13 protein-coding genes are annotated in these 22,267 nt (G+C 71.4%); 2 read left to right on the top strand and 11 right to left on the bottom strand.

What is annotated here, in order from left to right; genetic code table 11:
- Positions 1-113 precede the first annotated feature (113 nt).
- The 6 genes from ACFWY6_RS04095 to ACFWY6_RS04070 form a co-directional block, all read right to left on the bottom strand.
- A complete protein-coding gene (locus ACFWY6_RS04095; RefSeq protein ID WP_384686134.1) occupies positions 114-1,778 on the bottom strand; it encodes a serine/threonine-protein kinase in 1,665 nt (554 codons plus the stop codon).
- 6 nt (positions 1,779-1,784) lie between these two features.
- Positions 1,785-3,491, bottom strand: a complete 1,707-nt coding sequence (locus ACFWY6_RS04090; protein ID WP_384686132.1) for a serine/threonine-protein kinase — start codon at positions 3,489-3,491, stop codon at positions 1,785-1,787.
- A 104-nt stretch (positions 3,492-3,595) separates the two neighbouring features.
- Positions 3,596-5,221: a protein kinase gene (locus ACFWY6_RS04085; RefSeq protein WP_384686130.1), complete on the bottom strand. Its 1,626-nt coding sequence runs from the start codon at positions 5,219-5,221 to the stop codon at positions 3,596-3,598.
- A 93-nt stretch (positions 5,222-5,314) separates the two neighbouring features.
- Positions 5,315-6,937: a serine/threonine-protein kinase gene (locus ACFWY6_RS04080; protein WP_384686174.1), complete on the bottom strand. Its 1,623-nt coding sequence runs from the start codon at positions 6,935-6,937 to the stop codon at positions 5,315-5,317.
- 189 nt (positions 6,938-7,126) lie between these two features.
- Positions 7,127-10,429 carry a protein kinase gene (locus tag ACFWY6_RS04075; RefSeq protein ID WP_384686128.1) on the bottom strand — a complete coding sequence of 1,101 codons (3,303 nt, stop codon included), beginning with the start codon at positions 10,427-10,429 and terminating at the stop codon, positions 7,127-7,129.
- Positions 10,430-10,668: 239 nt separating this feature from the next.
- Positions 10,669-12,840, bottom strand: a complete 2,172-nt coding sequence (locus tag ACFWY6_RS04070) for a serine/threonine-protein kinase (protein WP_384686126.1) — start codon at positions 12,838-12,840, stop codon at positions 10,669-10,671.
- Positions 12,841-12,974: 134 nt separating this feature from the next.
- Between ACFWY6_RS04070 and ACFWY6_RS04065 the strand changes: the two genes are divergently transcribed.
- Entirely contained in the window at positions 12,975-14,228 is a 1,254-nt protein-coding gene (locus ACFWY6_RS04065) for a serine hydrolase domain-containing protein (protein WP_384686124.1), read from the top strand.
- A 74-nt stretch (positions 14,229-14,302) separates the two neighbouring features.
- Here the strand turns inward: ACFWY6_RS04065 and ACFWY6_RS04060 are convergent, their stop codons facing one another.
- On the bottom strand, positions 14,303-16,009 hold the full coding sequence (locus ACFWY6_RS04060) for a glycerol-3-phosphate dehydrogenase/oxidase (RefSeq protein ID WP_384686122.1): 1,707 nt from the start codon (positions 16,007-16,009) through the stop codon (positions 14,303-14,305).
- A gap of 228 nt (positions 16,010-16,237) precedes the next feature.
- On the opposite strand from ACFWY6_RS04060, the gene ACFWY6_RS04055 reads away from it, so the two are divergent.
- Positions 16,238-17,491, top strand: coding sequence for a nucleotide sugar dehydrogenase (locus ACFWY6_RS04055; protein WP_384686120.1), 1,254 nt, complete (start codon positions 16,238-16,240; stop codon positions 17,489-17,491).
- Between the two features lie 85 nt (positions 17,492-17,576).
- Here ACFWY6_RS04055 and ACFWY6_RS04050 read toward each other — a convergent pair whose 3' ends face one another.
- From ACFWY6_RS04050 to ACFWY6_RS04035, 4 genes are all read right to left on the bottom strand, one after another.
- On the bottom strand, positions 17,577-18,701 hold the full coding sequence (locus tag ACFWY6_RS04050; RefSeq protein ID WP_266870046.1) for a GuaB3 family IMP dehydrogenase-related protein: 1,125 nt from the start codon (positions 18,699-18,701) through the stop codon (positions 17,577-17,579).
- A 161-nt stretch (positions 18,702-18,862) separates the two neighbouring features.
- A complete protein-coding gene (gene guaB / locus ACFWY6_RS04045) occupies positions 18,863-20,371 on the bottom strand; it encodes an IMP dehydrogenase (RefSeq protein ID WP_360768626.1) in 1,509 nt (502 codons plus the stop codon).
- 152 nt (positions 20,372-20,523) lie between these two features.
- On the bottom strand, positions 20,524-21,099 hold the full coding sequence (locus ACFWY6_RS04040) for a sigma-70 family RNA polymerase sigma factor (protein WP_055549856.1): 576 nt from the start codon (positions 21,097-21,099) through the stop codon (positions 20,524-20,526).
- 266 nt (positions 21,100-21,365) lie between these two features.
- Positions 21,366-21,977, bottom strand: a complete 612-nt coding sequence (locus ACFWY6_RS04035) for a response regulator transcription factor (protein WP_003948568.1) — start codon at positions 21,975-21,977, stop codon at positions 21,366-21,368.
- Between the last annotated feature and the right edge of the window lie 290 nt (positions 21,978-22,267).

Below are 22,267 nucleotides of genomic sequence, written 5' to 3'. Positions count from 1 at the left end.
GTTTTGGGTACCCGTCGGTAATCAGCTTTCACCGGGCACACACACAGTGCCAGCGATCGCTGGCGGCAAAGCCCCTGATCAGGGGCTTAAGCAGAGTTGATCAAGTCAGCCCATCAATTTCGGGAGCCGCCGACCAGCGGGCTCCCCACGCCGAGCCGCTCGCGCGCCGCCTTGAACAGGTCGGTGCCCTGCTTCTCGTACGTCTTGACGCCCTTGGGCATCCGCACCATCAGGTCGTAGTGCTCCCCGGCGTCCGTGACGATCAGGAGGTGCAACTCGCGGGTGACGACCGGCTCGACCAGGTCCTCCTCCGCGCTCTCCGTGTACGTGGCGTCGAGCAGGGCCGCGTCCTGGCCGTGGAAGCTGGTCGGGGTGGTCTCGGTGTTCACTTCTTCGTAGGGGGCGCCCTCGAACTCCTTGGCCTCGGCGTTCGCCCAGGTCATGGCGGGGGTGGCGGCGGTTGCCGGCTTGGTGACGCGCAGCGAGACCGCGCCGTCGGGCTCGGAGTACTCGACGATGGGGTTGGCCGGGTCGCGGATGATCTCGGTGTACGTGGCGGGGACGGAGATCTCGGCGTCGACCTTGGGCTCCTTGTGGACGGTCCAGTCGCCGCCGCCCGAGGGGCTCGCCTCGCCCTTCTCCTTCTTGTCGTCGTCCGGCTTCTCGCTGCCGTCCTTCTTGCCTGTGTCCGCCTCCACCTTCGTATCACCGCCGTCGCCCAGCGAGGTGCCGAGCCAGACGCCACCTCCGACCAGTACGACGCCCAGGAGCACGGCGGCGATCAGGCGCCCCTTGGCGCGCGCGGGCGGCTTGGCGGCGGGCTCGGCCGAGGCGGTCTCGCCCGCGTCCGGTGCGGGCCGTGGAGCGGGGGTGAGGCGCACCGTCCCCACGTCGTCCGACAACTCCCGCAGCCCCGAAGGATCCTGGGCCACCTCGCCGTCGAAGGGCTCCGGCAGCGGCCGGCCCTCCGCCGCCGCCTCCAGGGCGAGCGCTACCTCGGACGCGGCGGGCCGCAGCGCGGGGTTCCTCGACAGCAACCGCTCGATCAGCGGGCCCAGTTCGCCCGCCCTGACCGGCGGCGGCACCTCCGCCGAGAGCACGGCCGCCAGGGTGGACTCCAGCGTCGTACGCCGGAAAGGGGACCAGCCCTCCACGGCCGCGTAGAGCAGCACGCCAAGGGACCACAGGTCGGACTCGGGGCCTGCCGTGCTGCCCGACATCCGCTCGGGCGCGATGAATTCGAGCGAGCCGACGAACTCGCCGCTGACCGTGAGCGACTCCTCGCCCTGGATGTGCGCGATCCCGAAGTCGGTGAGGACGACACGGCCGTGCGGCCCGATGAGTACGTTCGCGGGCTTCACGTCACGGTGCACGATGCCCCTGGCATGCGCGGCGGCCAGCGCGCCCACCACCGCGAGGCCGATCCGCGCGGACTCGGCGGGCGGCAGCGCGCCCCGCTTGAGCAGCTCGTGCAGCGAATCGCCGCGGATCAACTCCATGACGATCCACGGCAGTTCGTCCTCCACGACCACGTCGTGGATCGCCACCGCCGCCGGATGCTCCACCTGCGCGGCGGCCCGCGCCTCCCGCTGCAGCCGGGCGTACATGCGCCGCTGCGCCGCGTCGTGCGGATCCCCCGGCAGCCGGGGCTGCTTGACCGCGACGTCCCGCCCGACCAGCTCGTCGACGGCACGCCATACGGTGCCCATGCCGCCGGAGCCGATGCGTTCCGCGAGGCGGTAGCGGCCGCCGATCAGACGTCCCCCGTCATCGGCCATGCCGGGTCAGGGCTTCGCGATCTTCAGGTTCGCGATGGCGGCCTTGGCGACCTCACGACCGCGCTCCACGAAGTCGCCCTTGCCCGGGTAGTCGATCCAGAGCTTGTACATGTCGCCGGACTTGTCCTTGAAGTAGAAGACCTTGGCCTCGCGCGGCTTCATCGTCTCCGAGTCAGAGTCGTCGACATAGGTGACCGTGTTCTCGGCGGACTCCTTGCCCTCGTACGAGGTCTTCTCCGTCTTGCTACGGGGAGCGGGCTGCTCCGCCATGCCGCTCTCGTCGCCGTTCTTGATCTTGTCGGCGTCGCTGTACGCCTGCGCGGCCGGTGACCCCGCGATCTCGCCGATGCTGTCCTCGGACTTCTTCTCCAGGTACAGGGTGATCGAGATCGCGGTGCTCGGGTCGGTGTAACTGACCCAGTGCTCCGTCTTGTCGATGCCGTCCGGCACGGACTTCACATAGTCCGGGGGCGCCGCCACCGTCGCGCCCAGCGCCTTCTCCTCGTGCTTCTTCCAGTCGTCCGCGGCATCCGCCGCGAACGGGTTCATGGCCACCAGGACACCGGCGACCACCGCCGCGACGACCACCGCACCGATGCCGATGAGCCCCTTGCGCCCGATCGTGACGCCCTTGGCCCCACCGGAATCACCACTGACCTGCACCACCCGCGTCGGCGCCACCTGCGGAGGCCGCACCGCCTCCTCCAGGAGCGTGCGGATCTGCCCGGCGTTAGGGCGCTGGGCCGGCTCCTTGGTCAGGAGGCGGTTGATCGCGTCCGCCAGGGGGCCCGTGGCCGAGGCGGGGGCCGCCGGTGTCGCGTTCAGGACCGACTGCAGGGTCGCCGGCGTGTTGTTGCGGCGGAACGGCGAGACGCCCTCCGTCGCCGCGTACAGGACGACGCCGAGCGACCAGAGGTCGGAGGCCGGGCCGGGGCGCTGGCCCAACACCCGTTCCGGGGCGATGAATTCGGGAGAGCCGACGAAGCCGCCGGTGTCCGTCAGGTTCGTCTCGCCCTCGATCTGCGCGATGCCGAAGTCGGTGAGCACGACACGGCCGTGCGAGCCGAGCATCACGTTGTCCGGCTTCACGTCGCGGTGCAGGATGCCCGCCTGGTGGGCGGCGTCAAGGGCGTTGAGCACCTCCAGGCCGACGCGGGCGGCCTCGCCCGCGCCCAGGGTGCCCTCCTGGAGCGCGGCGCCCAGCGAGCGGCCCTGGACCAGCTCCATGACGATCCACGGCTGGCCGTCCTCCACGGCCACGTCATGGACGTTGACCACGGCAGGGTGGTCGAGGCGGGCCGCGGCGCGCGCCTCGCGGCGCATCCGCTCGAATGCGTTGGCGCGCTCCCGCTCCGGCAAGTGGTCGGGAATGCGCGGTTCCTTGACCGCGACCTCGCGGTCCACCGTCTCGTCCTTCGCGCGCCAGACCGTGCCCATGCCGCCGTGCCCGAGCTTGGACAGCAGGCGGTAGCGGCCCGCGATCACGCGCCCCGCGCCCGGGTCGGGCTCCGAGGGCTGGTTCGGCACCACCTGGGTGGGCTGGGCGTACGGCGACGGAGGCGGCGTCGGCGCGGCGGGACCGTGCTGCCCGCCGTACTGGCCACCGTACTGCCCACCTTGTACCCCTTGTCCGGGAACGCCGGACTGCGGCGGCTGCAGTCCGAAACTGGTGGGTTCATACGGGCCGTAGGAGGCTCCCCCGTCATTGCTCATGCCCACATCAGTACCCTGCCGGGGGCCTCCGGTTCCACTCGGGTCACTGACTTGTGACCGTGGTGATGCTTCGTACAGAAGTCCACCGGGAACCCGTCGGGGCGTCAGCGGCTCATGAACGTGTCCACCGCCGTGTCGAAATAGCGCCTGCTCTCCTCGGCCTTGCCGACCGGCGCCGAGACCCACACGTCGTACATCCGGCCGCCCTCCTCCCAGCACAGGTCGTACGTGTGCCGGGCGCCCTCCGCCGCGCTGAAGCCGTCCCAGGTGAACTCCCACAGGGCGGCGGGGCGGCCGTTGTGCGTGGTCTGGGTGATCTCGGCGTCGCGGTAACCAGGGTTGTTCTCGGGGCCCTTGGCGTCCGAGCGGCGCTGCACGGCCAGCGGGCCGCCGGGGTCGGGGGCGGACTCCTTGATGCCGATGCGGAAGGTGCCGCCGGGGGACTTGTAGAAGGTGCGGGGCCCGTCGACCTCGCGGGCGAAACCTTCCGGCACGGCGAGCGTGAAGCCCCTGCGGTCCTTCGCGATGCGGTAGCCGTCGGGGGCCGCGGGCGTGGACGGCGTCGCGGTGTCGCCGCGGGTGACCGTCACCGTCGGGGTGGGCGAAGGGCTGCCCGTCGCCGTCCCCGTGGTCTGCGGCGTACGCGGCGCCGAACTCGTCGGCGTACCACCGCCACCGTCGCCGCCCCCGCCCATCAGGAGCGCGGCGGCCGACACCCCGGCCCCGGCCACCGCGGCCACCAGCGCGGCGGCGATGAGGAGCACGCGGCGCCGCCCCCGGAAGGGCGCGGCAGGACCCGCCGCCGGACGGACCGGCAGGTCGCGCTGGGTGGGCGTGTAGCCGTCCGGCAGCGCCGACGGCTGACCGCCCGCCCGGCCCGCCGCCGTCGAGGGCATCCGCCCCGTCTCGACGTACAGCCGAAGCAGCCGCTCCGCCTCCGCCACGTCGAACCGCCGCCGCTGATCACGCTCCAGAAGGCCGAGCACGACGGGCAGCAGCGGTGCGGCGGCGGGCGGCGGGCGTATCTCGTCGAAGACGACGGCGTGCAGGACACCGCCGATCGAGTCCCTGCGGAAGGGCGACTCCCCGGTCAGCGCGGCGACGAGGAGCGCTCCCAGCGACCAGAGGTCGGACGCGGGCCCGGTGCTCTCGCCCGACATCCGCTCGGGCGCGGTGTATTCGGGCGAGCCCACGAAAGACCCGGTCTCGGTGAGCGTCGTCGCCCCGCTGACCTGCGCGATCCCGAAGTCGGTGAGGACGACGCGGCCGGTCGCCTCCTCCAGGAGTACGTTCGCGGGCTTGATGTCGCGGTGCAGGACCCCCGCGGCGTGCGCGACGCGCAGCGCGCCGAGCAGATCGATGCCCATCCGGGCGACCGTCCGCGCGTCCATCGGTCCTTGCCGCGCGATCCGCCCCGCCAGCGAACCGCCCTCGATCAACTCCATGACGATGTAGGGGTGTTCGTCCTGCACCACCACGTCGTGTACGACGATGATGTGCGGATGTCTGAGCTGCGCGGCCGCCCGCGCCTCGCGCAGGGTGCGTTCCCGCTGCAGCAGCGACTCGGCATCGGAGAGCGTGTCGTCGAGCTCGACTTCCTTGACGGCGACCCGCCGCCCGAGGAACTGGTCGGTGGCCCGCCAGACCACGCCCATGCCGCCCCGGCCGAGCCGCGCCTCGAGGCGGTAACGGCCAGCTATGACCCGGGCGTTGTCCCCCACGCTCCCCATGCGGCCATCATGCCCCACCTGTGCGGGCCCGGACCCTGTGGGCCCGGGCGGCGGACTGGTTCCGGCCGCTCGTACCGCCCGCCTCGTGCGTGCCTAGCTGACCGGCTTCTCACCAAAGCTCCGGAGGATCGCGTCGAACTGCTGCCGCGCGGTGTCCCAGTCCTCGGCGGGGGAGGACATGTAGATCACGTACTCGATGCCGTCCCGGCTGAGATACGACTGCGAGATGGCGCGGCGCTTTCCCGCCGTCGTGTCGTTCGCACCCGCCGTCCAGCTGAACTCCCAGAGGGCCCCGGCCCGGTCGCGGAAGGTGTTCGAGTCCAGCTGCAGCCTCTTGTAGGCGGGCAGCTTGACCTTCATGTTCTTCTCCAGGTCGAGCTGGTGCAGGTAGGGGCTCTCCCACGTCGTCTTGCGGTCGATGCTGATGCGTACGAAATGGCGTCCGTGGTCCGGCGTGTAGTCGATCTGGTTGCCGTCCATCTCGCGCACCCAGTTCTTGGGCAGCCTGAGGCTGAAGCCCTCGGGGTCCTTGACCCGCGGCCAGTCGGCGGGGATGCCGCCGACCGCCTTGCCGGGATCCCCGTCCCCCGCCCCCTGCGTACTGGCCTCGTGCTTGCCGCCCCCGAGGTACAGATACGCGGCGGCCCCGCCGCCACCGAGCAGTGCGGCGGCCGCGACCAAAGAGACGATCACGGGCCACTTGCGGCGCTTCGGGGGGTGGTGGGAGTGACCGTCGTGGACGAACGTGCCGGAGCCATGGCCATGGGCCGCTGCTCCCGTCGCCCCTTGGACGGCCGTCCCCGGCTCCGCCGAGTGTGCGGCCTGCGGCACAGACTGCGGCACGGGCTGCTGCCCGGTCACGTGCACCTGCGTCGGAACGTACGCCTGCGCCCCGCTCGGCCGCCGCCCCTCCGCCGCCTCGGCGAGCATCAGCTCGGCCTCCTCGGCGGTGGGCCGGTCCTCCGGGTCCTTGCTCAGCAGCGCGCCGATGACGGGCGCGAGCGCCCCCGCGTTCCGGGGCGGTGCGGGCTCCTCGCCGACCACGGCCTGCATGGTGCCGAGGGGCGACGTGCGCCGGAAGGGGGAGTTGCCCTCGACCGCCGTGTAGAGCGTGGCGCCGAGCGCCCACAGGTCGGACGCGGGCCCGGGGTTGGCGCCACTGACCCGCTCCGGCGCCAGATAGTCGACGGAGCCGACGACCTCACCGGTCCGCGTGATCGTCGTGTCGCCCTCGATCGCGGCGATCCCGAAGTCGGTGAGCAGGATGCGGCCGTCGTCCGCCAGCAGTACGTTGCCGGGCTTGACGTCACGGTGCAGGACCCCGGCGGCGTGCGCGGCACGCAGCGCCTTCAGGGTCCACAGGCCGATGCGGGCGGCCTCGACCGGGTCGACGCGGCCCTGGTCCTTCACGGCGTCCGCCAGCGAACAGCCGTCGACCAGCTCCATCACGATCCAGGGCCGGTCGTCGTACTCGAGGACGTCGTGGACGGTGACGACGGCGGGGTGGTTGATGCGGGCGGCGGCCCTCGCCTCCGCGTGCGTGCGCGCGAAGAGCACCGCGCGGTCGGCCTCCTGCACCCACTGCGCGGCCGTCAGCTCCTTGACGGCGACGGCCCGGTGCAGGACCTCGTCCCGCGCGCGCCACACCCGCCCCATGCCACCGTGCCCGATGGACTCACCGAGCCGGTAGCGGCCCGCGAGGAGCAGGCCCTGCATCTGATTCACGTTTCCCCATCATTGTTCTTGACAGGGCCCAGATTAGGGAGGGGGCAGCGTACAGGGAACCTTCGGGGGTGCACGGAGATCGCACTGTGACGCTTCACGCACTGTGGGCGCGCCGCCTTGCGCGTCGGCCGGACGCCCGAAAGTACTGGTCACGGACGGTCAACTTCCGCGCCTGGACGGTCAGTCGGCGACCTGATACGTCGCCGACGCCTGCTCGAAGAGCCGCGTCACCTCGTCCCGCTCGGCCTCGGGGCCCCGCAGCTGCACGACGTGGTACTTCCCGCCGACGGGCATCGCGAGATTGCGTACGAAGATCTCGCGTCCCTCCGCGTCCTGCCAGGTGAACTGCCCCTCGGCCATGGTCCGCCCGCCCACGTCCACGGTGCGCATCCCGCTGGACGTGGCCCACGTCGAGTCCCGGAACGGCTGCAGCTCCCGCTCGTGCTCCCGCTGGTACTTCATGGGATCGCTGCCGTACTCGTCCGTGCCGTCCCGCCCCGGCACGACGATCAGCTGGAAGTCGCCGTGCGTGTAAAGGACCTGCCCGCGCCCGTTCTTGGGCTGCCGGTCCCAGCCGCTGGCGACGGCCACCCGGAAGCCCTCGGCGTCCTTGCGGAGCGTGAAGCCCTGCGGCACCTCGGGCCCGCTGGTCTGCGGCTGCTCCGAACTCGGGCTCTTCTCCGGCTTGTCGCTCGGCTCACCGGAGTTGCCCGGCTTCCCGTCCTGGCCCGGGCGCGCACTGGAACTGCTGTCAGGCGTCGGCGCCTGACTGCTCCCGACGTCCCCCGCGGAACCGGCCCGCCCGCTGTCACCGCCTTCCGTCTCCCCCGACTTCGGCATGAAGACCATCGCGTACGCGACTGCCGCGACGAGGCCGACGAGGATGAGCAGGAGCAGTACGCGCCCCAGGGAGCGCGGCCGCTGTCCCGCGCTGCTGCGTGGTTGGCGCGGCGCGGTGGCGCGTCTGGGCGGCGGAGCGGCGGCCGGCATCGCGGCCCTGCTCTCGCGCCCCCGCTGAGGGTTGGCCCTGCCCTTGACCTTGGACCCGGCCTTGGACCCGGCCTTGGACCCGGCCTTGTGCTTGCGCCGCCCGTTCTGCCGCGACACGGCGGCGGCCTGAGCGGCGGCGCGGCGGCGGCGCACGACCTCGCCACGGCGACGCAGGATGGGCAGCCGTCGGGCGTCGAACGGCGGCGCGGGCACGACGTTCGCACCGGCCTCCGGCTCGGGCGCCGAGCGGACCAACGACCGCAGCCAGCCGCTCAGTTCCTCGAAGTCGAGCCGCTCGGTCGGGTCCTGCCGCAGCAGCGACTCGACCACGGGCCGGAGCGGACCGCACTCCTCGGCGAAGGCGGGCGGCTCGGCGCAGACCAGCTGGACGAGCTCGAACGTGCTCTCTTCCGGGTACGGCGCATGGCCCTGCACGGCACGGAACAGCAACGCGCCAAGCGCCCACAGGTCCGTGGCGGGCCCGATGGGCGCGGCAAGCTGCCAGTTCTCGTGCACGGGCCCGGCCTGCTCGGGCGCCCACCGCTCGGTGACGGCCCCCACCACGGTCATCCGCGCATGCCGCGCCCGCTCGGCGGCCAAGGCGGTGGCGGGCCCCCGCCGGACCCCACTGCGCTCGGCGACGAGAGCGTCCCAGTAGGTGTGCCCGGAATTGCCGGGGTTGGGGGCGGAGTCGGGGGTGCGGGCGCTGCGGGGGCCGGGGGTCGCGCTGCCGGGGTTCGAAGGACCGGCGCTCGGACTTCCGGAGGCGGCGCCACCGGAGGCGGACACCCGACCTCGAGCACCGTGGCGCAGCTCGCCGCGGGGCGGGGCGGAACCCGGGCCGCCATGGCCCAGCTCACCGCGGGACGGGGTGGCACCGGGACCGCCGTGGCCCAGCTCACCGCGGGACGGGGCGGAACCGGGACCGCCGCGGCCCAGCTCACCGCGGGACGCGGCGGAACCCGGACCGCCACGGCCCAGCTCACCGCGGGACGCGGCGGAACCCGGACCGCCACGGCCCAGCTCACCGCGGGACGGAGTGAACCCGGGATCGCCGTGGCCCAGTTCGCCTCGGCTCGACGCGGGGCTGGGAGCTCCGTGGCTCAACTCACCGCGGCCCGACGCGGAACCGGGACCACCACGACTCAACTCACCGCGGCCCGGCGTAGATCCAGGACCACCGCGACCCGACCCGGAACCGGAAGCCCCATAACCCGCCCCGGAACCGGAGCCACCACGACCCGACTCAGCCCCAGGAACACCGCGACCCGCCCCAGAACCGGAAGCCCCATAACCCGACGCCTGGCCCGGAATCCCGTCCGGCCCCGGCGCCGGACCACCGGGGCCGCCACGCTGCGGAGCAACCCCCTGTCCCTCGCGACGGGACACCTCGCCGCCGCCCCTGGGCACCGCCCCATGCCACGGCTTCGTGCCCGCGACGCCGTACGGGTCCAGGATCCGCCCGGCCACATCGGCTTCGCCGCCGCCGCTGTCGCCACCGCCGTACCCGCGCGCGCCGTATCCGTCCGCGCCGTATCCGTCCGAGCCTTCATCGTCGTACGCCTCGAAACCGTCGCGCCGCCCCGCCTCGTCCGAAGCGCCGCCGCCCCGCGGCCCCGGCACCTCGCCCTCGCTCAGCCGCGCCGCGGCCCGTGTCCCGGCGCGATACGCGGCTATCGCACCGGCCCGCGCCGCCCGCACATCGAGCTGAGGCTCGGGCTCGGCGGCCGGCTCCTCGGGAGACTCGTCGGCGTCGGCGCCCCCGCCGCCGGGCTCTATCTCCGCGTACCCACCCTCATCGTCCGTCTCTTCAGTGGCAGCGGCAGCGGCAGAGCCGTCGGCCTCGAAGCCCCCGAGGATCTCCTCGGGGCGCGGGTCGTAGCCGCACAGTGCCTCTTCCGCCGCGCCCGCCGCCAGGCCCGTCAGGACCACCCGGCCGTCGTCGCAGACCAGCACCGTGCGCGCCGTGATGTTGCGGTGCACCCAGCCGTGCGCGTGCAGCACCCGCAGCGCCGTCACCACGTCCGACGCGACCTCCGCCGCGCGGTAGGGACTCAGCGGACGCTCCGCAAGCAGCGCGGCCAGCGGCCTCGCCGCCACCAGCTCGCTGACTATCCACAGCGAACCGCCCTCGGCGAACACGTCGAAGACCTGGTCGAGCCGCGGATGGTCGGGAATCTGCGCGGCGGCCTGCGCGGCCTCGATCGCGCGCCGCACCGCCGGATCCGACGGCCTGCGCGTCGTACGCGCCGACGGCCGCCGCACCGCCCCCGCGCTCACGAACCCCGCGGGCAACTCCCCGTCGGGAAAGTCACGCTCGTCGAGCTCGAGCACCTCCGCGTCGACGACCTCGGGCAACGGCACCTGCCTGACCAGGACTTCCTGCCCGCTGTAGGTGTCGAAGGCACGGGTCTCGGCGAGTTCGTACTCATCCGCCGGAGGCAACGGCAGGCGATAGCGGTCGGCGAGTACCCGCCCCGCGTATTCGTCCACGACGCCTCCCCCGTCCGCCCGGTGGTCAATTCCGTTCGTCTTACGCCCTGTTGCGGCTGCGTACGGTCCGCAAGCACTCACGATACGTGCCGGAGCCGAAGCGTATTGAGGGGATGCGAGATCTCACAGAACAGCGAGCCGGGGAGGGCCACCTCCCGCCCCGGCCGGCTCGCCTACTTCATCGTTCCGGCTCGCCTACTTCGTCGTTCCGGCTCGCCTACTTCGTCGTTCCGGCTCGGCTACTTCTTCGGCTCGAACGTCCGCGTGAAGGTCCGCCACGTGTCCCTGCGCCGGTCGCTGTCCCAGTCGTCGGCCTTCGCGGTGTACATCATCCCGTAGCCCAGACCGCCGTTGACGACGAACCCACGGTCTATCGACCGGTACTTCGTGCCGCCGTCGACGTACGTGAACTCCCAGTCGGCCGTGTTCCAGCCGCGGAAGCCGACCTTCTCTATCCGGATCCGCTTGTACTGGGACCGGACCATGCCCGACTCCTGGTTCTTCCAGTCGGCGACCGGGTCGTCCTTGGGCGTCGTCGTCCAGCCGATCAGGAGCTTCTGCCCGTCGGGCCCGCTGAAGCGGGCGCCCGCGATCGCCGTGGACTGGTACTTCCAGCCCTTCGGCAGCCCGATCGAGAATCCCTGGGAGTGCTTGTACGTCGAATCGGCGCCGTCGTCCGGCTCCTTGCCGCCGTCGTCGCCCTCACTCGGGTCGTGGCCCTCACCGGCGTCGGCGCCCGGGTCGGACCCCGGGTCGGTGCCCGCTCCCGAGCCCTCCTTGCCCTCGTCCTTCTCCTTCTCGGCGCCGCCGTCCTTCTCCGGGTCCTTCTCGCCGCCGCCCGCGGTCGCCCCGCTGGACGCGGCCTTGTCGCTGCCCTTGCTGTCCCGCGCACCGCCGTCGTCCCCGCCGCCGAGCGCCAGGGCAAGCACGGTTCCGAGCACCGCGAGCACGACGACCACCGAGATGATCACGAGCGTGCGCCGGGGCACCACATCGGTGAGCGAGGCCGAGGTCTTGGCAGGCCCGCGCGGCGGTGCCGCGGGAACCGGCGGTGCACCCTCCGGATTCCCGGCCGCCGTACCGGCGTTCGTCTCCGCACCCCGCGTGGTCGCCGTCGCGGGGGCCGAAGCCGCCGCCTTCCGCACCGACTTGAGCGCACCGCGCAGCCGCTCGGCCGCTTCCTCGGACTTCTTGCTCCTGCCTGCGGAGCCGACCCCAGAGGTGCCCACGCCCGCACCGGAGTCCGCGGCATCCGAAGCCGTGGACGCATCGCCCGACTTGCCGGCCGCCGCCGTGTCGGTGGCACTCGCCGCAGCGGCCGCGTCCGACGGCGCGTCGGTGCTCTTCGCACCCGGCGCACCGACCGCGGCCGACGCCGCAGCCGCACCCGCGGCCCCCGCACCAGCCGCCCCGGCCCCACGTCCGGAACCACCCTTGCCGAACCGCTTCGCCATCCCCACCCGCGGCGACCGCGCGGCCTTCGCCCGCTTCTCCGGAGGAGCGGGCGGCAGCGGCACCACCTTCGTCGCCTCGACCGGCTCCGGCTCGTCCTTGGCCTCGGGCGCGTGAATGACGTCAAGCAGGAGCGCCCGCGCCGCCGCGTCGTCGAGCCGCAGCTCGGGGTCCTTGGCGAGCAGGCCGTAGATGACCTTCTCCAAGGGGCCCGCGTTCGTCGGCTGTTCGACGTCCTCCGTCATCACCGCCGTGAGGGTCGCGATGGCCGACCCCTTGTCGTACGGGGGCACGCCCTCCACCGACGCGTACAACAGCCCGCCGAGCGACCACAGGTCGGCCGCGGGACCGGGCTTGTGCCCGCGCGCCCGTTCCGGCGATATGTACGAGGGGGCGCCGACGAGCATGCCGGTGGACGTGATCGACGGGTCGCCCTCGACCTGCGCGATGCCGAAGTCCGTGAGGACGACCCGGCCGTCCTCTGCGATCAGTACGTTGGACGGCTTCACGTCACGGTGCAGGATGCCCTCGCGGTGCGCGGAGCGCAGCACGTCGAGCACGGCGAGGCCGACCTCGGCGGCGCGCCGCGGCGTCAACAGACCGTCCTCGCGAATGGCCTCGGCGAGCGACTTGCCCTCGACCAGCTCCATCACGATCCACGGGCGGTCGTCCTCGTCGACCACGTCGTAGACGGTCACCGCGCTGGTGTTGCGGATCCGCGCGATCGCCTTCGCCTCACGCAACGTACGCGTGATCAGGCGGCGCTTCTCGTCCTCGTCGATGCTCGACGGGAAGCGCAGCTCCTTCACCGCGACCGTACGGCCGAGTGTCTCGTCCTTGGCGCGCCAGACGGTTCCCATTCCGCCGCGGCCGAGCACTTCCCCCAGCCGGTAGCGCCCGGAGAGGAGACGTTCGCTCTTGTCCTGACGGGACTGGCCCGTCTTCTCCGCGTCCGACATGCGTCCCCTCTGCTGCTACCGCTGCTACCCGCGCAACCCGCCCTGACAGAGCCTTCATTGTCCCTCACTCGGGGACCGCTCTACGCCCAGGGTCCACCGTCCCCCATGATGGGCTCGCACAAGGAGGCACGGTCATGCCCAAATCGCGGACACTGCTGGTCATACCCCTCGCGTTGGCCCTTTTCGGCCTGCCGACCGCCAGTTCGCCGCTCGCCGCGGCACCCGCGACGGACGTCACTCTTCCGCTCCTTGTAACCCGAGGCAAGGCCCCGGCCGCGGCTCTGTTGACCCGCGAGGACCCGTGGCCCCCGGCGTCGCCGGGGCAGCCCGAACCCCAGGCGGCCCAACAACCGGACCAGCGCCCACGCTGGCACTTCACGCAGACCTACAAGGCCCTCATCGCCCGCACGGACAGCAACAGCAACAGCAACAGCAACAGCAACAGCACCGATACGAGCGCTGAAACCGGTACTGGCACCGGCACCACCGACACACCCGGAGTCACGGCTTCAGCCACCGGCTCCACTCCCGGCATCCGCCGCACCGACCACTTCCGCGCGGGCAGCATCACCAAGACGTTCATCGCGACGGTCGTACTCCAACTCGCCGCCGAACGACGCCTGTCGCTGTCCGACTCCGTCGAGCGTCACCTGCCGGGCCTCATCCGCGGCGAGAACGACACGGACGCCACCGACCTCGACGGCCGCACCCTCACCCTGCGCGCACTGCTGACCCATACGAGCGGTCTCGCCGACTACACCGCCGGAACCAAAGGCCTCATCCCCGTCACTCCCCTGGAGGCGGTCCGCACCGCCCTGGCCCTGCCGGCGACCACACCCGGCCGCTGGTCCTACTCCAACACCAACTACGTGGTGCTCGGCATGGTGATCAAGCAGGTCACCGGCAACGCGTACGCCACCGAGGCCACGCACCGCATCATCACCCCGCTCGGCCTGTCCGGCACCTCGTTCCCCGGCGCCCGCACCACTCTCCCCTCCCCGCACGGCCGGGCGTACACGAGCGAGGGCGAGGACGTCACCGCCCTCAACCCGCGCGTCGCGGGCGCCGCGGGCGAACTGATCTCCACCCTCGCCGACCTGGACCGCTTCTACGCCGCCCTGCTGGGCGGCCGGCTGCTCCCCGCGACCCAGCTCCACCAGATGCTCAACACCCGCGCCGCACAAGGCCGCTACGGCATGGGCCTCTACCCGCAGAAGCTGCCCTGCGGCACCACGGTCTGGGGCCACAACGGCCACATCGCCGGCAGCTACGTCCGCACCGCCGCCACCCGGGACGGCGACCGCGTCCTGACCTTCCGGGTCAACACGGACGGAATAGCGGACCCGACACTGGAACGAACGCTCCTGGCTGCCGAGTTCTGCGAGTAGCGCCCGAAGGGGCGCGGGGAACTGCGCGACCAGCCACGACGCACCCGCAGACAGGGGCCGGTCTGCCAGCGGCGCTACAGCGGCACAATGTCCGGCGCCCCCAACCGCGCCGCGTCAGCAGTCAAATCATCCGGCTGCCGCTGCGACTCCCGCTCCGCCTCCACCCGCTTCTCGTAGTGCTGGACCTCCCGCTCCACCTGGTCCTTGTCCCAGCCGAGCACCGGTGCCATCAGCTCGGCGCACTCCCGCGCGCTGCGCGTGCCCCGGTCGAACGTCTCGATCGAGATGCGCGTACGCCGGGTCAGCACATCGTCCAGATGCCGCGCCGCCTCGTGCGACGCGGCGTAGACGATCTCGGCGCGCAGATAGTCGTCGGCCGCCTGCAGCGGCGCGCCCAGCGAGGGATCGTCGGTGATCAGCGCGAGCACCTCCTCCGCCAGCGAGCCGTACCGGTTCAACAGATGCTCCACGCGCACCACATGGAGCCCGGTGCGCGCGGCGATCCTGGCGCGTGCGTTCCACAGCGCCTTGTATCCCTCCGCGCCGACGAGCGGGATGTCCTCGGTGACGCAGTCGGCGACCCGCTGGTCCAGGCCGTGCACCGCCTCGTCCACCGCGTCCTTCGCCATCACCCGGTACGTCGTGTACTTGCCGCCCGCGACGACCACGAGGCCCGGCGCCGGATGCGCCACCGTGTGCTCGCGCGACAGCTTGCTCGTGGCGTCCGACTCCCCGGCGAGCAGCGGCCGAAGGCCCGCGTACACCCCTTGCACGTCGTCCCGCGAGAGGGGCACCGCGAGCACCGAGTTCACATGCTCGAGGAGATAGTCGATGTCGGCGCTGGATGCCGCCGGATGCGCCTTGTCCAGGTCCCAGTCGGTGTCCGTCGTCCCCACGATCCAGTGCCGCCCCCACGGGATGACGAAGAGGACGCTCTTCTCGGTCCGCAGGATCAGCCCGGTCGTGGAGCTGATCCGGTCCTTGGGCACGACCAGGTGGATGCCCTTGGACGCCCTGACGTGGAACTGCCCCCGCTCCCCCACCATCGCCTGGGTGTCGTCCGTCCAGACACCCGTCGCGTTCACGATCTGCTTGGCCCTGACCTCGTACTCCCCGCCGCCTTCGACATCCTGCACCCGAGCACCGACAACCCGCTCGCCTTCCCGCAGGAAGCCCATCACCCGGGCCCGGTTGGCGACCTTCGCGCCGTACGCGGCCGCCGTGCGCACCAGCGTCGCCACATAGCGGGCGTCGTCCATCTGCGCGTCGTAGTACTGCATCGCCCCGACCAGCGCGTCCTTCTTCAGGCACGGGGCGACGCGCAGGGCGTGACGCCGGCTCAGATGGCGGTGCATCGGCAGCCCGCGGCCGTGGCCGCGGGACATCGACATGGCGTCGTACAGCGCGACGCCCGACCCGGCGTAGAGCCGCTCCCAGCCCTTGTGCTGCAAGGGGTAGAGGAACGGCACCGGCTTCACGAGGTGCGGGGCGAGCCGCTCCAGGAGCAGGCCGCGCTCCTTCAACGCCTCACGCACCAGCGCGAAGTCCAGCATCTCCAGATAGCGCAGGCCGCCGTGGATCAGCTTGCTCGACCGGCTCGACGTGCCCGACGCCCAGTCCCGCGCCTCGACCAAGCCCGTGGAGAGACCGCGGGTCACGGCGTCGAGCGCGGTGCCCGCGCCGACCACTCCCGCTCCCACGACCAGGACGTCCAGCTCCCGCTCGGCCATTTCCGCAAGTGACTCGGCACGCTCCGCCGGCCCCAGTGTCGCTGTCCTCACCGCTGCCTCCCGTTTCGTTTCGGGTGTGGTCGCGCTCACATCATGCCCAGATTCTGGTCGAGCCCGCTGAGTTCGGCCGCCGCCTGTGGACAACACTCCAAGATCCGGCGCCATGCAATGCCGCATAACGGTCATATTTACTCCTAGTCTGACATTGCGCTGGTCCACCTTGTCCACAGGGCTTGCGCGCTCGTCCCACTCCGGCTATTGGGAGGACGGCCCACCGCCATGCCCGCAGATCTCGCCGTCATCGGTCTCGGCCACCTCGGCCTGCCCCTCGCCCAGGCCGCCGTCGCCGGCGGCATCGCCACCATCGGCTACGACCCCGTCCGCGCCACCGACCTGGCAGGCGGCCGCCTGCCCTGCGACGGCGCCGAGGGCACCCTCACCGCCGCCGACGTCCGCCGGATGCTCTCGGGGGGCTTCAGGCCGACCACCGACCCCGTCGAGCTCGGCCGGGTCCGCACCGCCGTCATCTGCGCGCCCACCCCGCCGGCGGCGGACCGCTCGCTCGACCTGAGCCAAGTGGCCGACGCCGCGCACGCCCTGGCCGCACGGCTGCGCCCGCACACCACCGTCATCCTCGAATCGCCCGTGTACCCGGGCACGACGGAGGAGTTCCTGCGCCCGATCCTGGAGTCGGGCTCCGGCCTGCGCGCGGGCCGCGACTTCCATCTCGCCTACTCGCCCGGCCGCCTCGACCCCGGCAACCGCACCCACGGCTACGCGGGCACCCCCAAGGTCATCGGCGGCATCACGCCCGCCTGCACCGAATCGGCCGCCGCCTTCTACGGCCGCCTCACCGACAAGGTCGTACGCGCGCGTGGCCCCCGCGAGGCCGAGACCGTGCACCTCCTGGAGACCAACTACCGGCACGTGAACATGGCGCTGGTCAACGAAATGGCCGTGCTCTGCCACGACCTGGGCATCGACCTGTGGGACGTCATCCGCTGCGCCGAGACCAAGCCCTTCGGCTTCCAGGCCTTCCGTCCAGGACCCGGCGTCGGCGGCCACGGCGTCCCCCTGGACATCCCCAACCCGTCCCGCGGCGTCCGCCCCCTGCGCATGGTCGAACTGGCCCAGCAGGTCAACGACCGCATGCCCCAGTACGTCATCCAGCGCTCGGCGACCCTGCTCAACGAACACGGCAAGTCCGCCCGCGGCGCCCGCGTCCTGCTCCTCGGCGTCACCTACAAGCCCGACCTGGCCGACCAGCAGGGCTCCCCCGCCCAGGAGATCGCGACCCGCCTGATGGAACTGGGCGCCGCCGTCAGCTACCACGACCCCTACGTCCCGAACTGGAGCGTCCTGGGCCACCCCGTCCCCCGCGCGGACTCCCTCTACGAAGCGGCCGCAGACGCCGACCTCACGATCCTGCTGCAGCACCACCGCACGTACGACCTGCAGGGCTTGGCCGTGAAGGCCCAACTACTCCTCGACACAAGGGGCGCCACCCCGGCGGGCGCGGCACACCGCCTCTGAGACACGCGAAGGGCCCCGGTACGAGCAGTACCGGGGCCCTCCGTAGACGTCGGTCCGAAAACCAAACCGTCCAAGAACCAAACCGTCAGCGCTTGTGCTGCGAGTCCGCGACCGTCACCTCGACGCGCTGGAACTCCTTGAGCTCGCTGTAGCCCGTCGTGGCCATCGCCCGGCGCAGCGCCCCGAAGAAGTTCATCGAGCCGTCCGGGATGTGCGAGGGACCGGTGAGGATCTCCTCGGTCGTGCCGACCACACCGAGGTCGACGCGCTTGCCGCGCGGCACGTCCTCGTGGACGGCCTCCATGCCCCAGTGGTGGCCCTTGCCGGGCGCGTCCGTGGCGCGGGCCAGCGGGGAGCCCATCATCACCGAGTCGGCGCCGCAGGCGATGGCCTTGGGCAGGTCGCCGGACCAGCCAACGCCGCCGTCCGCGATGACGTGCACGTACCGGCCGCCGGACTCGTCCATGTAGTCACGGCGGGCGGCCGCGACGTCCGCGACGGCGGTGGCCATCGGCACCTGGATGCCCAGGACGTTGCGCGTGGTGTGCGCGGCGCCGCCGCCGAAGCCGACGAGGACACCGGCAGCGCCGGTGCGCATCAGGTGCAGCGCGGCGGTGTAGGTGGCGCAGCCACCGACGATGACCGGCACGTCGAGTTCGTAGATGAACTGCTTCAGGTTGAGCGGCTCGGCGGCACCGGAGACGTGCTCGGCGGAGACGGTCGTCCCGCGGATCACGAAGATGTCCACACCGGCGTCCACGACGGCCTTGGAGAACTCGGCGGTGCGCTGCGGGGAGAGCGCGGCGGCGGTGACGACACCCGAGTCGCGCACCTCCTTGATGCGCTGCCCGATCAGGTCGGCCTGGATCGGCGCGGAGTAGATCTCCTGGAGGCGGCGGGTCGCGTTGTCCGTGTCCAGCTCGGCGATCTCGTCGAGCAGCGGCTGCGGGTCCTCGTACCGCGTCCACAGGCCCTCGAGGTTCAGTACGCCCAGACCGCCCAGCTCACCGATGCGGATCGCGGTCTGCGGCGAGACGACCGAGTCCATCGGCGCGGCCAGGAAGGGCAGCTCAAAGCGGTAGGCGTCGATCTGCCAGGCGATCGAGACCTCCTTCGGGTCGCGGGTCCGACGGCTCGGTACGACGGCGATGTCGTCGAAGGCGTACGCCCGGCGGCCGCGCTTGCCGCGCCCGATCTCGATCTCAGTCACGTGGGTGGCCCTTCAGCTTTCTTCGGTACTTCGGCACTACTTCGCCACTTCGGCACTCTGTCTGCCGTTCCAGTATCCCCGACGCACGCCAAGGGGGCGGCCCCGGTAATCCGGGCCGCCCCCACGCGCGCGTGCGCGGCGTTTTCGGGTCAGCGCTCGAGTCAGCGCTTGTTCGTGTAGTTCGGCGCCTCGACCGTCATCTGGATGTCGTGCGGGTGGCTCTCCTTGAGGCCCGCCGAGGTGATCCGTACGAAACGGCCGTTCTCCTGGAGCTCGGGAACGGTGCGCCCGCCTACGTAGAACATCGACTGGCGCAGACCGCCGACCAGCTGGTGCACCACCGCGGAGAGCGGGCCGCGGTAGGGAACCTGGCCCTCGATGCCCTCGGGCACCAGCTTCTCGTCGGAGGCGACGCCCTCCTGGAAGTAGCGGTCCTTGGAGAAGGACTTGCGCTCGCCACGGGTCTGCATGGCACCCAGCGAGCCCATGCCGCGGTACGACTTGAACTGCTTGCCGTTGATGAACATCAGCTCACCCGGCGACTCCTCGCAGCCGGCGAGCAGCGAGCCCAGCATGACCGTGTCCGCGCCGGCGACGAGCGCCTTGGCGATGTCGCCCGAGTACTGCAGGCCGCCGTCGCCGATGACCGGGACCCCGGCCTCCTTGGCGGCGAGCGAGGCTTCGTAGATGGCGGTGACCTGCGGAACACCGATGCCGGCCACGACACGCGTCGTACAGATGGAGCCCGGTCCGACACCGACCTTGATGCCGTCGACACCGGCGTCGATGAGCGACTTGGCGCCGTCACGCGTGGCGATGTTGCCGCCGATGACGTCCACGCCGGAGGCATTGGACTTGATCTTGGCGACCATGTCGCCGACCAGGCGGGAGTGGCCGTGCGCGGTGTCGACGACGATGAAGTCGACGCCCGCCTCGACGAGGGCCTGGGCACGCTCGAAGGCATCACCGGCGACGCCGACGGCGGCGCCCACCAGGAGGCGGCCTTCCTTGTCCTTGGCGGCGCTCGGGTACTTCTCGGCCTTGACGAAGTCCTTGACCGTGATGAGGCCCTTGAGGACGCCCGCGTCGTCGACCAGCGGAAGCTTCTCGATCTTGTGGCGGCGCAGCAGCTCCATGGCATCCACGCCGGAGATGCCGACCTTGCCGGTGACCAGCGGCATCGGCGTCATGACCTCGCGCACCTGGCGCGTACGGTCCGACTCGAAGGCCATGTCACGGTTGGTGACGATGCCGAGCAGCTTGCCCGCCGCGTCGGTCACCGGGACGCCGCTGATGCGGAACTTGGCGCAGATCGCGTCGGCCTCGCCGAGCGTCGCGTCCGGGTGCACCGTGATCGGGTCGGTGACCATGCCGGACTCGGAGCGCTTCACCAGGTCGACCTGGTTGGCCTGGTCGGCGATGGAGAGATTGCGGTGCAGCACGCCGACGCCACCCTGCCGCGCCATGGCGATCGCCATGCGGGACTCGGTGACCTTGTCCATCGCCGCGGACAGCAGCGGGACGTTCACCCGCACGTTCTTCGAGATGAACGAGGAAGTGTCGATCTGGTCCGGCGCCATGTCGGACGCGCCGGGCAGCAGCAGCACGTCGTCGTAGGTCAGCCCGAGCGTCGCGAATTTCTCGGGCACTCCGTCGACGTTTGCAGTCATGACACCTTCCCCAAATGGCCTTGATCGGTGCGGATGTCCATGCTAACGGGATCCGAGGGTGTCTCATTCCACGATCAAGATCATCGACCAGGTTTGTACGTTCACACATCATGAACGACCGCCGAAGACAGCCGTCAGCCGGTCCTCGACCGCTACTGCTCGGCCAGCGCCCGCAACCGACTCAGCGCCCGGTGCTGCGCCACCCGCACGGCCCCCGGGGACATCCCCAGCATCTGCCCGGTCTCCTCGGCCGTGAGCCCGACCGCGATGCGCAGGAGCAGCAGCTCGCGCTGGTTCTCCGGCAGGTTGGCCATGAGCTTCTTCGCCCACTCGGCGTCGCTGCTGAGCAGCGCCCGCTCCTCCGGGCCGAGCGAGTCGTCGGGCCGCTCGGGCATCTCGTCCGACGGCACGGCCGTCGAACCGGGGTGGCGCATGGCCGCACGCTGCAGATCGGCGACCTTGTGCGCCGCGATCGCGAAGACGAACGCCTCGAAGGGACGCCCCGTGTCCTTGTAGCGCGGCAGCGCGAGCAGGACGGCGACACACACTTCCTGCGCCAGGTCCTCCACGAAGTGCCGTGCGTCACCGGGCAGTCGGGAAAGCCGCGTACGGCAGTAACGCAGTGCCAGGGGGTGCACATGGGCCAGGAGATCGTGCGTGGCCTGCTCATCACCCTCGACCGCGCGAAGAACGAGGGCACCGATCACCGTCGTCTTGTCATCGCGCATCGGTCCATGGTGCCTTGGCGCCGATTGATCCGCGGCACCGCGTCCGTAGTTGTGCACCGAAGCGTTATGAGCAGGTGCGCCGGAACTCATCTCCTGCGCCCTCCCCTCCCGCTCGACCGACTTGTCCCCGAGGAACTCCACACATCAAGGATGCGGCATCGGCGGCGAAGCGGCTGCAACCGCTCCCGCGAAGGGGCGCGACAGGCATCGCTCGCCCCGCCCACCGGACGGCGGGCGGGGACCGCCGTGCCCCCGCGGCGGCACACTTAACGAACCAGGCCCCAGCGGAATCCGAGCGCCACGGCGTGCGCGCGGTCCGAGGCACCGAGCTTCTTGAACAGCCGCCTGGCGTGCGTCTTGACCGTGTCCTCGGAGAGAAAAAGCTCACGTCCGATCTCGGCGTTCGACCGGCCGTGGCTCATGCCCTCGAGCACCTGGATCTCACGCGCGGTGAGCGTGGGCGCCGCGCCCATCTCGGCCGAGCGCAGTCTGCGCGGAGCAAGCCGCCACGTCGGATCGGCGAGCGCCTGGGTGACGGTCGCACGCAGCTCGGCGCGCGAGGCGTCCTTGTGCAGATAGCCGCGGGCGCCGGCGGCGACCGCGAGCGCGACGCCGTCCAGGTCCTCGGCCACGGTGAGCATGATGATGCGCGCACCGGGGTCGGCGGACAGCAGCCGCCGGACGGTCTCCACGCCGCCCAGACCGGGCATGCGTACGTCCATCAGAATCAGGTCCGAGCGGTCGGCGCCCCAGCGGCGGAGGACTTCCTCGCCGTTGGCCGCTGTCGTCACACGCTCGACGCCGGGCACGGTCGCGACCGCGCGGCGGAGCGCCTCTCGGGCGAGCGGGGAGTCGTCGCAGACGAGGACGGATGTCATGACTGTCCTCCGCGGCTCTCACAGCTGCTGCGCGTCACCTTGAGCCTCCAGGCTGGATACATGTTCGTCACCTGTGCGGTTGACGCTCTCGGACATCTGCCCGAGCGCTTGTTCTTTCAACCGCCTCCGCACTCTCAACGACGGTCACCCGAAAGAGTTACGGGGCGGTCAGCCTCCTTCGGCACTCTACGTGAGGGCGCGGACACAGCGGGGGCGGCGCAGGAGACCCTCAACCTTTCATCACAAGCCATGCCCCATTTAGCCGGTTTCCTTCCCTTTTACCGGTGTCT

The organism is Streptomyces sp. NPDC059037 (assembly GCF_042740015.1).
In the GTDB taxonomy this organism is placed as follows: domain Bacteria; phylum Actinomycetota; class Actinomycetes; order Streptomycetales; family Streptomycetaceae; genus Streptomyces.
This window is presented reverse-complemented; position numbering and strand designations above follow the sequence as displayed.

Bases quoted from the DNA above. Each gene is read 5' to 3' on its own strand.
- ACFWY6_RS04095 (WP_384686134.1), bottom strand. From the start codon at position 1,778: ATGGCCGATGACGGGGGACGTCTGATCGGCGGCCGCTACCGCCTCGCG.
- ACFWY6_RS04070 (WP_384686126.1), bottom strand. From the start codon at position 12,840: ATGTCGGACGCGGAGAAGACGGGCCAGTCCCGTCAGGACAAGAGCGAA.
- ACFWY6_RS04055 (WP_384686120.1), top strand. From the start codon at position 16,238: ATGCCCGCAGATCTCGCCGTCATCGGTCTCGGCCACCTCGGCCTGCCC.
- ACFWY6_RS04040 (WP_055549856.1), bottom strand. From the start codon at position 21,099: ATGCGCGATGACAAGACGACGGTGATCGGTGCCCTCGTTCTTCGCGCG.
- guaB (WP_360768626.1), bottom strand. From the start codon at position 20,371: ATGACTGCAAACGTCGACGGAGTGCCCGAGAAATTCGCGACGCTCGGG.
- ACFWY6_RS04090 (WP_384686132.1), bottom strand. From the start codon at position 3,491: ATGAGCAATGACGGGGGAGCCTCCTACGGCCCGTATGAACCCACCAGT.
- ACFWY6_RS04065 (WP_384686124.1), top strand. From the start codon at position 12,975: ATGCCCAAATCGCGGACACTGCTGGTCATACCCCTCGCGTTGGCCCTT.
- ACFWY6_RS04085 (WP_384686130.1), bottom strand. From the start codon at position 5,221: ATGGGGAGCGTGGGGGACAACGCCCGGGTCATAGCTGGCCGTTACCGC.
- ACFWY6_RS04035 (WP_003948568.1), bottom strand. From the start codon at position 21,977: ATGACATCCGTCCTCGTCTGCGACGACTCCCCGCTCGCCCGAGAGGCG.
- ACFWY6_RS04080 (WP_384686174.1), bottom strand. From the start codon at position 6,937: ATGCAGGGCCTGCTCCTCGCGGGCCGCTACCGGCTCGGTGAGTCCATC.